We start from the raw sequence: 13,210 nt of genomic DNA, 5'->3' as shown, positions 1-13,210 counted from the left end.
GCATCCATAACAGACGAGTCTCCTTATGCGTGTAACCAGAGAGTGGCTGTGGGTTTTGTCGGTGCTGACCGGGGCCTGTGCCCTCCTGTTGCTGCCATTCTGGCTGCGCGGCGGCAGTCAGGGCCATGATCTGTTTCACCACCTGCTCTCCGGTCACTTCTTTGCCGTGCAACTGTGGCAAGGTGAGCTCTATCCGCGCTGGTTGATGGAGATGAACGGCGCCTTCGGCAGCCCGGTCTTTTTCTTCTATCCCCCCCTGCCCTACTATGTGAGCGCCCTGTTCGCCGGCCCCACCCCACTGGCCCACGAGGCGATGACGCCGCTGCTCTGGAGCAGCAGCATGGCACTCTGGCTCTCCGGCCTGTTTGCCTATCTCTGGTTGCGCCCCTTTGCAGGCCACGGACGGGCGCTGGCGGCCAGTTTGCTCTATATGGCGCTGCCCTATCATCTGGCCATCGATATCTACGCCCGCTTTGCCTTGGCGGAGAGCTGGGCCTTCGTCTGGGCGCCGCTGGCTCTGCTGGCGCAGGATCGCCTCTGCCGCGGCGCCCCCTTTGCCCTGCTGCTGCTCGCACTGGCCGTCTCCATGCTGACGCTTTCCCATCTACCAAGCACCCTGCTCATTCTGGGCTTGCTCACCCTGCGCAGCCTGCTGCTGGTCTGGCGCTACAAGGGGAGCACAGCGCTCGTCAGTGCCCCTGTCACCGCCTCCCCGCTCATTGGCACCCTGCTGGGTCAGCTCTGGGGATTGGCGATGGCCAGCCTGTTGCTGCTGCCCGCCCTGCTGGATCAGGGGGGGATCTCCATGGAGCAGATGCGCACCGGCATGTTCGAATTTCAGCGCAACTTTCTCGATCGTTTGCCCCAAAGCCGTGATGACTGGCGCTTTCGCGGCCATCTCGCCTGGCTGACGCTGCTCACCCTGGGTCTGCTGCTGGTAGCTTGGGCTGCCGCCCGCGAGCCGCGCCATCCCGAGTTGCTGCTCTGGGGGGTCATTGGCACCCTGAGCTTTTTGATGATGCTGCCACCAAGCGAGCCCCTGTGGCGCCTGCTCACTCCGTTGCAACTGGTGCAATTTCCCTGGCGCCTCAATCTGCTGCTGGTCATCGCTACCGTCGCCGTGGTGGCGCTGGGTACCCCCACCTATCGCCCGTGGCAGTGGGTCTGGTGGCTGCTGCTTACCCTCACCCTGCTGTCGCAAGGACTCTATGTACGCGAGGCGCCGCTCACCCAGGCTCCCGTAAAGAGTCAGCTCGACGGGGAGTTCGATAGCAAGCGCAGCGCCCGCGAATACCGACCAAAGCAGGTGCCACGCGGTATGTTTGCCCCCACCCTGCTGGCCTGGAAAGAGGAATTCCAGCCCGCCATCACCAGCTACCATCAGGGGGTAAACTGGCAGATCCAGCGCTGGCAACCTCGTCATATCGAATTGACGGTGGATGCCCCGGCCCCCGCCAAGCTGGTCCTGCACCAGTTTGATTACCCGGGCTGGCAGGCAAGGCTCGACCAGCGCCTGCCGCTGAGCGTCAGCAGCACCCGCAACGGGCTGGTGCAGGTCTGGGTGCCCGCCGGACAACACAGCCTCACCTTTACCCTCACCGCCCGCTGGCCGGAGCGGCTCGGGTACGCCATCTCGTCGCTGGCCTGGCTGCTCTGGCTGGGGGGGGTGATCCGCGCAGTACGCCGACATGACCGCAAGCGTGATCCCCAAGGTGCCTGAGCGACCAGGTACCTCCCCCTTTTGAGGGGCAGGAACGTCATGCCGAGCGGGGGCAAACCTGATAGACTCGCCCTTCTCCCTTTTTCAACCAAGGTTCACCAGCGGATACCCTATGCCCCAATCGCCAACAGCTCAGGCTGCCGCCCTCTCCCCCCGTTTCCTGTTTATTCTGCTCGGCGCTCTGGCGGGTCTGACTCCGCTGGCAGTGGATATGTATCTGCCCGCCATTCCGGCCATCGCCCGGGATCTGGCCACCAGCATCGACGGCGCCCAGCTCACCATCAGCGCCTTTTTGGGCGGCTTTGCCATCGGCCAGCTCTTCTACGGCCCGCTAGCCGACAGCTATGGCCGCAAGCCGGTGATCCTGGCGGGGCTGGTGATGTTTGCCATCGCCTCGGTGGGTTGTGCCATGGCGGACTCCCTGCCCGAATTGCTGGCGTATCGGATGTTGCAAGCGGCGGGCGGCGCGGCGGGTTCTGTGGTGGTCAATGCCCTGCTGCGCGATCTGTTCGAGAAGGATGCGTTTTCCCGCGCCATGTCGTTCGTCATTCTGGTGATGACGCTGGCGCCGCTGGTGGCGCCGGTGGTGGGCGGCTATATCAGTGCCCACGCCGACTGGCGGGTGATCTTCTGGCTGCTGGTGGGTATCAGTCTGCTGATCTGTCTGGTGATGCAGTGGAAAATTCAGGAAACCCTGAAACCGGAGCACCGTCAGCCGCTCAAAATCGGCCAGATCCTCAAGAACTACTGGGGGGTGCTCTCCCATCGCGGCGCCATGGGCTATGTGCTGTGCGGCGCCCTCTCCAGCTCCGGCATGTTCGCCTTCTTAAGCGGCTCCCCATACGTCTATATCGAGTACTTCAAGGTGCCGACCGAGCACTACGGCTGGCTGTTTGGCCTCAATATCCTGCTGATGATGGTGGTCACCTTCGTCAACAGCCGACTGGTGAAAGGGGTGGGCGCCGAGCGGATGCTGCAATACGGTCTGCTGGTGCTGCCCTGCGCGGGCGCCCTGCTGGTCTACAACGCCTGGAGCCAGACCGGCGGTCTGTGGGGCATCGTCATTCCGGTGGTGCTGTTTGTCGGCCATATCAGTCTGGTAGGCGCCAACGCCATGACCGGCCTGATGGGCCACTTCCCGCAATCGGCGGGCACCGCCTCGGCACTGGCGGGCACCCTGCGCTTTGGCATCGGCGCCCTGGTCGGCATTCTGGTCAACCTCAATCCGCCCCACTCGCCGCTGCCGATGGCCATCGCCATCGCCTGCTGTGGCCTGGGCTCGACCCTGAGTTACTGGCTGCTGACCGGCAAGCGCACCGCCTGACGCCCCTTTGCAATGCCCGTCAAGGCAAATCAAAAAGCCCTGTTGCTGGCAACAGGGCTTTTTACATCAAGCACATTTTCCCCCGTGAACCTTGCGCCCTAAGGTGCAGGATCCAGCCCACTACGCAACAAAATCTCGCTCTCCAGCCCATCGAGGCTCCGCTGGTTCTTCTTGCGCCAATAGGCCTCGATCCCCTCCTTGCCCTGCCGAGCTGACCAGTTGGCCAGCTCTTCCCTGTCACCCTGATAGTCGAATCTGGGCACCGACATGCCGCAGGAGGATTGCACCCGCTCAATATCCAGCCAGAAGATCTGGCGAGCAGCGACTGTGGCGGGAAAACGGGCCAGCATTTTTTGCCACTGCGGGTCGCCACGATGCAGCACCCGAGCCTGACCGTAGGCGCGCAGGATCAGAGGCGACCCATCAAAGGCACAGAACATCACCGTCATGCGCGGATTGCGCAGCACATGGGCCGCCGACTCGTTGCCACTGCCGGTAAGATTGAGCCAGGCCAGCGTGTGAGCATCGATAACCCTAAGCGTATCGCCCCCTTTGGGGGAGAGATTGACCGTCCCCTGCTCCGCCGCCGTGGCGACAAAATAGATCTTCTGCGCCTCGATAAAGGTCACATGTTGCGGCAAGAGTGCGTCGAATAGTTGTCCCATTTTCCTTCCCTGAATAGGTATCACCTTTAGAGCCGGACGCCATTACGCCACAGCGGCGCCCCCATGCTCAACAGCTTGCCGTACAAGATGGTCCAACACCATCCTCGCCGTTATCGAGCGCCCGGCTCGTTCTCAGGGATCTGGCCGATTCAGCTCGAAAACAAGCCCATGGCAATATGGAGAAAGAACATAAAAATGGTGACAACCAGAGTGCCGCGGCGGGCAAGGCACAGAACAAAGGGGGTAAGTCAGCGAGACAGCGAGACAGCGAGACAGCGAGACAGCGAGACAGCGACCTGGATGAAACAAAAGCGCATCCAGGTCAATCAGTGATCACACTATGGTCGTAAACGCGGGATTATTTCTTGCCGAAACCCGACTGCTTGAGGGTATAGCCTGCGCTGTTTTGCCAGGCATCCAGACCGCTGCGGTTATTGCCCGCCACCAGACTGGCGGCCAGACTCGGACTGTTGAACAGCTGATCGGCGGTAAAGACAAAGCCGCCCTGACTGCGGGGCACTATGACCCCCTTCTCCAGCAGTTCGTGACGCAGCTCGATCACCGCTTCACGCAGGGAGGCGGCATCCTCGCCATTGGCGGTGGAACCGGCCAGCACCATAAAGCCCGGATTTTGCCGCTTGCCCACCGGATAACCGTGGGCCTCGGCCCCTTTGCCGTTGAAGTGGTAGAGCTCGCGCTCCCCCGGCCGGTTGTCAGAGAGTGCCTTTTGCAGGGTCATCAGCTCGTTGTAGATCTCGATGGGGACGACGGCAGCCTGCTTGTTGCCCTTGCTATCGATGATAAAACTGACTTGCTTGTGTAACATCCTTGCTCATCCTGTGACCCATGGAAGCCCCTATTCTAACCACCTCGGGCAAGCGGGATCCAGCGAGGATCCACTGCTCTTTTGCCGCCTTGATCACTAACTGGCACTCTTGATCAACCGTAAGGGGTGTTGATCAATGCTGGCCGTGCTAGCGTACCAAGCATGATGAAAGCCATTGACCATCAAACGGTTATCCCATGCTGACCCTGCGCAACCTCTGCAAGAGCTTCGATAACGGCAGTGAACGACTGCCGCTGTTCCACCATCTCGATCTCGCCCTCCCCGCTGGCGAGATCACCCTGCTGCTGGGCCAAAGCGGCTGCGGCAAGTCGACCCTGCTCAATCTGATCGCCGGGTTGATTGCACCGGATGAAGGGGAGATCTGGCTGGGGGAGACCCGGATCGACAACCGCTCCCCCGACGAGCGGGCGCGCCTGCGGGGCCGCCATTTCGGCATCGTCTATCAGGATTTCAACCTGCTGCCGACCCTGACGGTGGCCGAGAATCTGGCCCTGCCGCTCGCCATCAACGCTCTGCCACCGGATGAGACAAAGATTGACCAGTTGCTGCACCGGCTCGATATGAGCCACAAGCGCCATGCCTGGCCGGAGCAGCTCTCCGGCGGCCAGCGTCAGCGGGTGGCGCTGGCCCGAGCCCTGATCCATCAACCCGATTGGCTGCTCGCCGACGAACCCACCGGCAGCCTCGATGAGCACAATGCCGAACAGGTGATGGCGCTGATGGTAGCGGCGGTGCGGGACACAGGTGCAGGCTTGCTGCTGGTGAGCCACAACCCCGCCTATACCGCGCTGGCCGACAGAGTGCTGCGCCTTGAAGGGAGTCAACTTATCGAGCTCAAGGGACCCCGTCATGACTAAACGGCGACTGCGCCAGCCGGAGACACGCTGATGCTGCCACTCAAAGCGCTGCTGCGCCTCTATCGCAGTCACCCCTGGTTGCTGTTGATGAGTCTGGCCGGGCTGGTATTGGGGGTATCGCTGGTGGTGGCCATCGAGCTGCTCAATCACAGTGCCCGCACCAATTTTGTCGCCGCCCGCAGCCAGCTGGCAGGGGAAGCCAACTACCGGCTGGCCCCCGCTGGCGGGCTGGATGAGCAGCTTTATGTGCAACTGGTGACCAGCCAGCCCGCCCTCGATGCCATGCCCCAGCTCCATGGCTGGCTCAAGGATGAAGAGGGGCGTAGCTTTCAGCTGTTGGGAATGGATCTCTTCAACCCCGGCCCCCTGCGCCAGCTGTTTGGCGCCCAACCCGCGAGCGAACCCGACTTTTCCCTAAACCGTGCCGACAGCATCTGGCTGGCGGCCCCTGAAGCGGAGCGCCTTGGCTGGCAAGCGGGCCAGAGCCGACGCTTTGTGCTGGGCGGCAGTGATGGTACAAGCCCCCGAACCCTGACCCTGACGCTGGCGGGCACGTTTGAACCGGGCGCCGTGCCCATGGAGCGGCTGCTAATAACCGATATTGGCCTCGCCCAGCCACTGCTGGATAAAGCGGGTCGGCTCGATCGCATCGTCTTCAAGCTAAGCGACGCCGAGGCTCGAACCCTGCAAGCCACCCTGCAAACCGATTACCCCAACCAGCCCTTGTGGCTTGAGCCCATCAGCCCGGCGCTCGATGCCAGCCAGCTTGGCGATGCGCTGGCCCTTAACCTGACGGCGCTGTCATTGCTCGCCATGGCGGTGGGATTGTTTCTGGTGTTCAACGCCCAGCGATTTGTCCAGAGCGTGCGCCGCCCCCAGCTGGCCCAGCTGATCATTCTGGGAATGGGGCCAAGCCGGGTGCTGCGTTGGCTCATTCTGGAGCTACTTATTCTCGCCACCCTCGGCACCCTGATCGGGGTGCTGCTCGGCAGCCTGTTGGCGCTGGCGCTGATGGGGCAGCTGACCCAGGCGCTGGCCGATCTCTATGGGCCCAACGCCATCGATCTGTTGCGCCTCTCCCCTGTGAGCCTGCTCAAGGCGCTGTTGATCGGGCTGTTCGGCACGCTGGCCGCCAACCTGCCCGGCTGGTGGCAACTGCTGCGCCAATCCCCCCTCGAACTGCGCGCCGGGAGCAGCCGCCCTCCCGTGCATCCGTGGCGACGGCGCGTGCTGGCCATCGCCATCCTGCTGCTGTGCGCTCTGTGCCTGTGGCTGCCGCAAACCGGTCTGAGTGGCGCCCTCTTTATCGCCGGAGGCTGGCTGCTGGCCATGGCGCTCTGGCTGCCCGATGCCCTGCGCGGCCTGCTTGGCTGGCTGCGACGGCGCGCGGGCGGCCCCCTCACCGCCCGGCTCGGGGTGGCCGAAACCCTCTATCACCTCGATCGCACCGCTATCGCGGTAATGGCGTTGCAGCTCGCCATCGCGGCGGCCATCGGCATCGGGGTCATGGTGTCGAGTTTTCGCTCCAGCGTGGAGATCTGGCTCGGCCAGCGTCTGGCCGCCGATCTCTATGTCACCGCCCCCAAGGGGGTGGCGGGCAACAAGGGCACCTTGAGCGATACAACCCTTAAGACCCTGCTCGCCAATCCACTGGTAAGCGCCGCCTCGCGCCGCTCGGTGCACCCCGCCCGCTGGCAGGGGCAACCCATCGAATGGGCGCAGATGGACTTTATCCCCCAGCTTAAAGCGGCCTATCCGCTACTGGCCGGACGCTGGCCGACCCGCCCCGACGAGGTGCTGGCGAGTGAACCGCTGACGGTGCGCCTCGGGGTCAAGGTGGGCCAGAGGTTGGCGATCAGCGGCGAGCAGGGGCCAAGGCAGTTCACCGTCACCGGCGTCTATCAGGACTACGGCAGCGACAAGGGGCAGATCCTGCACGCCTTCGAGGCGGGGGCGGTGCAGTCCCTCGCCCTCTTTAGCAACGACCCCGAGCAGCTGGCCGACCGCCTGCGCGAGCGCTTTGGCGAGCAGCTCAATCTGCTCTCCGCCCCCGCCATCCACAGCGCGGCGCTCAAGGTGTTTGACCAGACCTTTGTGGTGACCGAGCTATTGAAACTGCTGATCCTCGGCATAGCCTTTGTCGGGATTGGCTCGGCCTTTATGGTGCTGGGGCTGGCACGCCGTGGTGAGCTGCAGACCTTGCAGAGTCTGGGCTTGAGCCCTCGCCACTGCCGCCAGCTGCTGGTGTGGCAAGGGGCGGGATTGGGGCTGCTTACCGCCCTGCTGGCCCTGCCGGTGGGGTATGGCCTTGCCTGGGTGCTGATCGAGGTGGTCAACCCCCGCGCCTTTGGCTGGCGCCTCGCCTTCGAGGCCGCCCCCCTTCATGCGGTCACCGCCCTGTTGCTGGCACCGGTATGCGGGGCACTCGCCTCCTGGTATGCCGCAAGGAGAGTGGTATGAGCCAACAACCGCGAGATACGCCAGCATGCTGGCTCTCACACCTGATACGCGGCGCACTGGCATCCTGGTATGCGGCAAGGAGAGTGGTATGAGATATCGGTTAGCGCACTGGCTCAGCCATGGCTTGAAGCTCCCATTGACCACTTCCCTCTCTCCGCCCCTTCTTCAGCGCAGAGAAGAGCACAGAGCAGCATTGAACCATCCCCTCTCCCTTCGGGAGAGGGCCAGGGTGAGGGGGATCTTCTCCTCCTTACGGCCCCTGTGGCTCGCCGCCCTCTTGCTACCGCTGATTGCCATGTTCGACAGCCCGCAGGCCAGCGATCTGGGCGCCCTGCTCGGCGGCGGCAGCGACAGCTTTAAAAAGGTGCTGCCGGGGCAAACCATCCAGCTGCCGGAGGATCACGCCGCCCACCCCGATTACCGCTCCGAGTGGTGGTATCTCACCGGCAACCTCAAGGATGAACAGGGGCGTGAATATGGCATGCAGTGGACCCTGTTTCGCCAAGGGATCGAACAAGAACTTCGCACCAGCAACCCCTGGCTCACTCCCCAGCTCTGGCTGGCCCAGTTTGCCATCACGGATCTCGACCGTGGCAGCCACCAGCAAGATGAACGGGCCAGTCGGCAGGGGCCGGGACTGGCGGGGGCCAGCGGCGGTCAATATTGGCTAAGGGAGTGGCGGCTTGCCTCGCAAGGGGCTGCGCTCTTCCCAGCCACCCTCAAGGTGCAGAGCAAGATTGGCGAGCTGAACCTCACCGTCACTGCCGCCAAGCCGCTGGTGCTGCAAGGCAAGGCCGGTTACAGCGAGAAGAGCCCGGGCAACGCCTCCTTTTACTACTCCTACCCACGCCTGCATTTGAGCGGCACCCTGACTCGCGATGGCGAGACCCGCATCGTCACCGGACAAGGCTGGTTTGATCACGAGTGGAGCAGCTCGGTATTGGCCGAATGGCAATCGGGTTGGGACTGGTTTTCGCTCCAGTTGAACGATGGCCGCGAGCTGATGCTGTTTCGCCTGCGCACCAAGGCGGGCCGCGCCGAGCCTGAGAACCGTTACGGGATTTTGATTGAGCGGGATGGCAGCAGCCGGGTGCTCGCCCCTGACGCGATTCACCTTACGCCGGGCAACACCTGGCGCGGCCCCAAGGGGCAGAATTACCCCGTCGAGTGGCAGCTAAACGCCGCCGGAATGAGCCTCACCATCCAAGCCCGTCAGCCCAATCAGGCCATGACAGGTCGCTTTGACTACTGGGAGGGATCGGTTTCTATCTCGGGGGATGCCAAGGGGATCGGCTATCTGGAGATGACCGGCTATTAAGCCTGCGACCATCGCCGGTTATCCCTTATTCTGACGCTCGCTTAAAAAGCGGGGCGCTATCAATAACTCATTAAAATCCGACAACCTGGACAGCTTTTTACTCAACACTTTTTACTCAACCAGGGAAGTCAGCGTTTGATACCCTGCGGATGAGGTCTCATGGCGTATTTGCGTAAAGCACCCATGGCGACAGCATTAACCGGTTTGATTCGTTCAATTCATATGCAGCATGCACAAGGATGGCATTTATGTGGCAAGAGATCTGGCAGACCATCGTCTCCGAGTTCACCGATATTCAAGATATCAAGCAGATGACCCAGATTGTATTGCGCCTGCTGGTGGCTGGTCTGCTCGGCGGTCTATTAGGCTACGAACGTGAACAGAAAGGGAAAAGTGCCGGTATCCGCACCCATATGCTGGTCAGTATTGGCGCCGCCCTGTTCGTGCTGATCCCCCAGCAAGCCGGGGCATCAACTGCCGACCTGACCCGGGTGTTGCAGGGGCTCACTGCCGGGGTGGGATTTCTGGGGGCTGGCACCATCATTCTGGGCACCCGACAAACAGAAACCAAGGGGCTGACCACGGCCGCCGGTATCTGGGTCACCGCCGCCATCGGCATTGCCGCGGGTATGGGCCGAGAGTCCACCGCGGTGCTCGCCACCCTGATCGCGCTGTTTATTCTGACCATCGTGCCTTGGCTGCTGGGGATCAAAAAAGAGGGCCGTGAGTAATCCTCACTGGCCCCCACTGACTGCGGCCCTCTGCAGATACCGGCCACCCGAGTGGCCGGCCTGCTCGATGACCTAAAAACAAATCGCCCTTATAACAGGGCATCACAGTGATATTGCCCAGCCACACCTGCCACTTGGCGCCAGTCGTCAAGGATGCCTTGACTGGTTGTTTATTGCCCCCTCCCTCACCCACTCAACCCGCTGCCATCTGGGCTAAAGTCTGATCCCCATCAAAAATCTATTCAAAATCCGAGCGATAACTAACTTTTTACCCACTTTTTTTGGGGGTGTTTGATACCTTACTCATCCGGCCCTCACAGCCCCAAAAGCAGCCGAGGTAAGCCCATGATTTACCCATTTTTAATCTGGTTAAAAGCAGCACTCGGGAGCTGTAACCCCGTGCGGTAGCTATGGCGATTCATTGAATCCTGTCAATAGCAAAACCCTTATTACATTCTATATAATAATTTCATTAATTTAATCTCAGAGGATGCATGAAAAAAATAAACGTTACGAAAATGACATTGTCATGGCTAATAATTCTTTTAATAACTCTTACTATTTAGTTAAAAATCATAGAACCATAAGTTCACTTTATCGTATGCTTGTAGAACGGACCAGAACATATAAATCAAAAATTGAATCAATTCAAAAAAGAACATTTTTGAAAGACAAAAGGCAATATGAAGCGAACATTAAAGACTTTGTAGCTTGCACTATAGCCAGCAAGAGTAATAAATTCTATAGTTTTGGTTCTTCACATAAAATTTTAAAGAACTATCATCCTGAACTACAGACATTGTTAGAATCACAGTTAGGTAAAATAGGTACTCAGTCAAATAAAAGCGCGTCAAAAAACATAATAGGGAAATGTGCCGAAGTTAAATCGGCAAATTTCATTTTAACAACAGACAAATCATGCTCTATTAGTGACTTAGATTTCACCCCTGCAATTCGCCCACGAACATTAGAGGTAATAAATCGCTGCCCTAATTGTGTTAAAATTTTTGGAGAAGAGTTATGAATTCCACTGAATTTGACCTTGACTTATTTTTTCACCCATTTTTTATCACGAAAAAAAACAAGCCCATTACTATTACACCTTGCGACCGCGGGTGGTATCGTTTCAGAGAATGTCTATAACAATCCAGTTCATGACAATATCAGATATAAAATAAAAAACATGCCTATGAATTTAAAGTTGCGTTACGAATTAAGTCCCCAAATTGAACACGTTATACAATTAAAAACTGAAAAATATAGACATAACAACGATTTTAAGTTTGATAAAGAAGCTTATCTGCATGATTTTATTGAATATGCTAAATCGGGTTGTTTTTCATTCGATAGAACAAACATAAATGATCCAGAATTAAATAATTATCACCTTGTAGCTTACCCGATTATCGACAAACAGTATTTTGAAACACTAGAATTTATTTTAGGGATTCACCTCCCCACATATCATCTCCTAAAAAGATCAAATTATATTTATTCAGAATCAACTATAGATGATTTAACTAATGGCTGCCGTTTACATTCGAATGGTCTATGCCAGATTAATAATAGATGTGAATATTATGACGTTCCTCTATATCTAGGCTCATAATAAATAATCCAAACTTAAAATGTCTATTATATAAGAAATTTAAGTAAAGCTTACCACTCCATACTTACATACCAAACTTTCATGATGTGAATAACTTAGAAGTATTTTTGGCTCGAGGTTTTTCCTATTCAATTGCCACCATAGTTTACATCTGAGGTATTTTAAAAGAATGAATCAAAGTTTTTTAATTGGCCTTCTCCAAGCAAAAAAGCATACAAAGTGGAGAAATTTTCTGTTGCTCGCTCTTCATATGATCAAAGAGCAACCAGTGAAGTTGAACAAATGTCTAACTCCATCTGCACCATGATTGCTCTTGATCTATATCACTCAGGAATTATAAAAACAATTTTAACTCACCCTACCTTACAATGTTTGTAACAACAGATAACCTATCATCTGAAGGATAATGAGCTTCGTACGAGGCAGGGAAAGTAAAATGGTTAAACAATAACAGAACTGACATAAACAACCATCTCAACTAATTATTTTATGACGATGATGACATTGAGGATAAGTTCGAATTTTATGATATGGATGAAGAGTATTTTTATTCAATAAGCGAATACGAAGAGCAAAATAACCATTTTTTTACAATTCTAATTGTCAGCCGTCTTACAGACCCTATTCCATAGGAGGTAGTTGTAGCCTGTTGAATACAGTATCGCAGCCAGTATGGCTATTCTTAAAACCATGATGGCTATCAGTTTGAGTTGAATAAATTGTAAAGGAGAATATATAACAACGTTGTTTGAGAATAACTAGACCTAAGGGGAGGTTATTTTCCCCCTCCCCCCAGCGATTGAATAAATGCCAGGGTACGACGATTAAACTGCTCCGGCTGTTCCACATTGCAGACATGGCCGCACTGCTGGATCACCGCCAGCGAAGAGCTGGCATCGCGGGCCACCTGCTCGCGCACCGGTGCCAGAAACATATGATCCTCCTCCCCCATCACATAAAGGGTGGGAATAGGCAGGGAGCGTTCGCGGAAGTAGCGCATCAGCGGGTTAACCTCGGTGGCGAGGCGGAACCAACGTTTGAATTCCTTCTGGCAGAGCTTGCGGGCCTCGCGCACAAAGAGGTTGCGCGACTCCTGATGGTGCTGGCGCGGCATGATGATGAAGGCAAACAGCCGGTAGAGCCACATATAGGGCAGGAAGTGCTGGCCGAGTCGGCCCAGTTGCACCAGCACCCGCGAGCGGATATCGAGCCGCAGGATGGCGCCCCCCAGTACCATGCTTTTGACCCGCTCCGGGCAGAGCTCGGCCAGATGGCGAATAAGGATGGTGCCAAGGGAGATGCCGACAAAGTGGGCGCGGCGGATATCGAGATGATCGAGCAGCCGAACGATATCTTCGGTCACTTCCCGAAAGCTGTAGTGGCCCTTGACCACCTGTTGCAGCTGGTGGGACTGGCCGTGGCCGCGCAAATCCAGCAGCAACACGTTGAAGTGTTCGCGATAGGCGCGCAGCTGCTTGAACCAGATGGAGGAGCTGCCACCGGCGCCGTGGACAAACACCACCCAATCCCGCTCGGGACCCAGTTCGAAAGTCTTGTGATACAACATCCAATAGGCTCCCTTGGTGATGGGGGGTATACTCGGCTGCGCGCATATTAACAGAACAGGCCCGCCGATAGATATGCGCCTGACATGACCCGGATCACCCCTTGCGCGAGAA

General features: G+C 57.5%; 11 protein-coding genes. 8 read left to right on the top strand and 3 right to left on the bottom strand.

The window, feature by feature from the left end:
• Positions 1–25 precede the first annotated feature (25 nt).
• Positions 26–1,720 carry a putative glycosyltransferase family protein gene (locus ACW5W8_RS14800; RefSeq protein WP_498628475.1) on the top strand — a complete coding sequence of 565 codons (1,695 nt, stop codon included), beginning with the start codon at positions 26–28 and terminating at the stop codon, positions 1,718–1,720.
• A 112-nt stretch (positions 1,721–1,832) separates the two neighbouring features.
• Entirely contained in the window at positions 1,833–3,044 is a 1,212-nt protein-coding gene (locus ACW5W8_RS14795; protein WP_498628474.1) for a Bcr/CflA family multidrug efflux MFS transporter, read from the top strand.
• A 98-nt stretch (positions 3,045–3,142) separates the two neighbouring features.
• Here ACW5W8_RS14795 and ACW5W8_RS14790 read toward each other — a convergent pair whose 3' ends face one another.
• Both ACW5W8_RS14790 and ACW5W8_RS14785 read right to left on the bottom strand, forming a co-directional pair.
• On the bottom strand, positions 3,143–3,709 hold the full coding sequence (locus ACW5W8_RS14790) for a pyridoxamine 5'-phosphate oxidase family protein (RefSeq protein WP_498628473.1): 567 nt from the start codon (positions 3,707–3,709) through the stop codon (positions 3,143–3,145).
• Positions 3,710–4,067: 358 nt separating this feature from the next.
• Entirely contained in the window at positions 4,068–4,535 is a 468-nt protein-coding gene (locus ACW5W8_RS14785) for a DUF4357 domain-containing protein (protein WP_005333716.1), read from the bottom strand.
• A 197-nt stretch (positions 4,536–4,732) separates the two neighbouring features.
• Between ACW5W8_RS14785 and ACW5W8_RS14780 the strand changes: the two genes are divergently transcribed.
• From ACW5W8_RS14780 to ACW5W8_RS14755, 6 genes are all read left to right on the top strand, one after another.
• On the top strand, positions 4,733–5,413 hold the full coding sequence (locus tag ACW5W8_RS14780) for an ABC transporter ATP-binding protein (protein WP_498628472.1): 681 nt from the start codon (positions 4,733–4,735) through the stop codon (positions 5,411–5,413).
• 30 nt (positions 5,414–5,443) lie between these two features.
• Entirely contained in the window at positions 5,444–7,873 is a 2,430-nt protein-coding gene (locus ACW5W8_RS14775; protein ID WP_498628471.1) for an FtsX-like permease family protein, read from the top strand.
• Positions 7,874–8,168: 295 nt separating this feature from the next.
• On the top strand, positions 8,169–9,191 hold the full coding sequence (locus ACW5W8_RS14770; RefSeq protein ID WP_498628486.1) for a lipocalin-like domain-containing protein: 1,023 nt from the start codon (positions 8,169–8,171) through the stop codon (positions 9,189–9,191).
• A 248-nt stretch (positions 9,192–9,439) separates the two neighbouring features.
• Complete coding sequence (locus ACW5W8_RS14765; RefSeq protein WP_170872271.1) at positions 9,440–9,922, top strand: MgtC/SapB family protein; 483 nt, start codon at positions 9,440–9,442, stop codon at positions 9,920–9,922.
• 529 nt (positions 9,923–10,451) lie between these two features.
• Positions 10,452–10,946, top strand: coding sequence for a hypothetical protein (locus ACW5W8_RS14760; RefSeq protein ID WP_498628470.1), 495 nt, complete (start codon positions 10,452–10,454; stop codon positions 10,944–10,946).
• Between the two features lie 165 nt (positions 10,947–11,111).
• Positions 11,112–11,531 (top strand): hypothetical protein, encoded by a 420-nt coding sequence (locus ACW5W8_RS14755; RefSeq protein ID WP_498628469.1) that lies wholly within the window; start codon positions 11,112–11,114, stop codon positions 11,529–11,531.
• A gap of 775 nt (positions 11,532–12,306) precedes the next feature.
• On the opposite strand, the gene ACW5W8_RS14750 is transcribed toward ACW5W8_RS14755, so the two are convergent.
• Positions 12,307–13,098 (bottom strand): alpha/beta fold hydrolase, encoded by a 792-nt coding sequence (locus tag ACW5W8_RS14750; RefSeq protein ID WP_421310741.1) that lies wholly within the window; start codon positions 13,096–13,098, stop codon positions 12,307–12,309.
• Between the last annotated feature and the right edge of the window lie 112 nt (positions 13,099–13,210).

It is taken from the genome of Aeromonas aquatilis, assembly GCF_054052405.1.
Note: the sequence above shows the minus strand (reverse complement) of the source record. Positions and strands in the feature narration are given on the sequence as shown.

Bases quoted from the DNA above. Each gene is read 5' to 3' on its own strand.
- ACW5W8_RS14800 (WP_498628475.1), top strand. From the start codon at position 26: ATGCGTGTAACCAGAGAGTGGCTGTGGGTTTTGTCGGTGCTGACCGGG.
- ACW5W8_RS14795 (WP_498628474.1), top strand. From the start codon at position 1,833: ATGCCCCAATCGCCAACAGCTCAGGCTGCCGCCCTCTCCCCCCGTTTC.
- ACW5W8_RS14790 (WP_498628473.1), bottom strand. From the start codon at position 3,709: ATGGGACAACTATTCGACGCACTCTTGCCGCAACATGTGACCTTTATC.
- ACW5W8_RS14785 (WP_005333716.1), bottom strand. From the start codon at position 4,535: ATGTTACACAAGCAAGTCAGTTTTATCATCGATAGCAAGGGCAACAAG.
- ACW5W8_RS14780 (WP_498628472.1), top strand. From the start codon at position 4,733: ATGCTGACCCTGCGCAACCTCTGCAAGAGCTTCGATAACGGCAGTGAA.
- ACW5W8_RS14775 (WP_498628471.1), top strand. From the start codon at position 5,444: ATGCTGCCACTCAAAGCGCTGCTGCGCCTCTATCGCAGTCACCCCTGG.
- ACW5W8_RS14770 (WP_498628486.1), top strand. From the start codon at position 8,169: ATGTTCGACAGCCCGCAGGCCAGCGATCTGGGCGCCCTGCTCGGCGGC.
- ACW5W8_RS14765 (WP_170872271.1), top strand. From the start codon at position 9,440: ATGTGGCAAGAGATCTGGCAGACCATCGTCTCCGAGTTCACCGATATT.
- ACW5W8_RS14760 (WP_498628470.1), top strand. From the start codon at position 10,452: ATGGCTAATAATTCTTTTAATAACTCTTACTATTTAGTTAAAAATCAT.
- ACW5W8_RS14755 (WP_498628469.1), top strand. From the start codon at position 11,112: ATGAATTTAAAGTTGCGTTACGAATTAAGTCCCCAAATTGAACACGTT.
- ACW5W8_RS14750 (WP_421310741.1), bottom strand. From the start codon at position 13,098: ATGTTGTATCACAAGACTTTCGAACTGGGTCCCGAGCGGGATTGGGTG.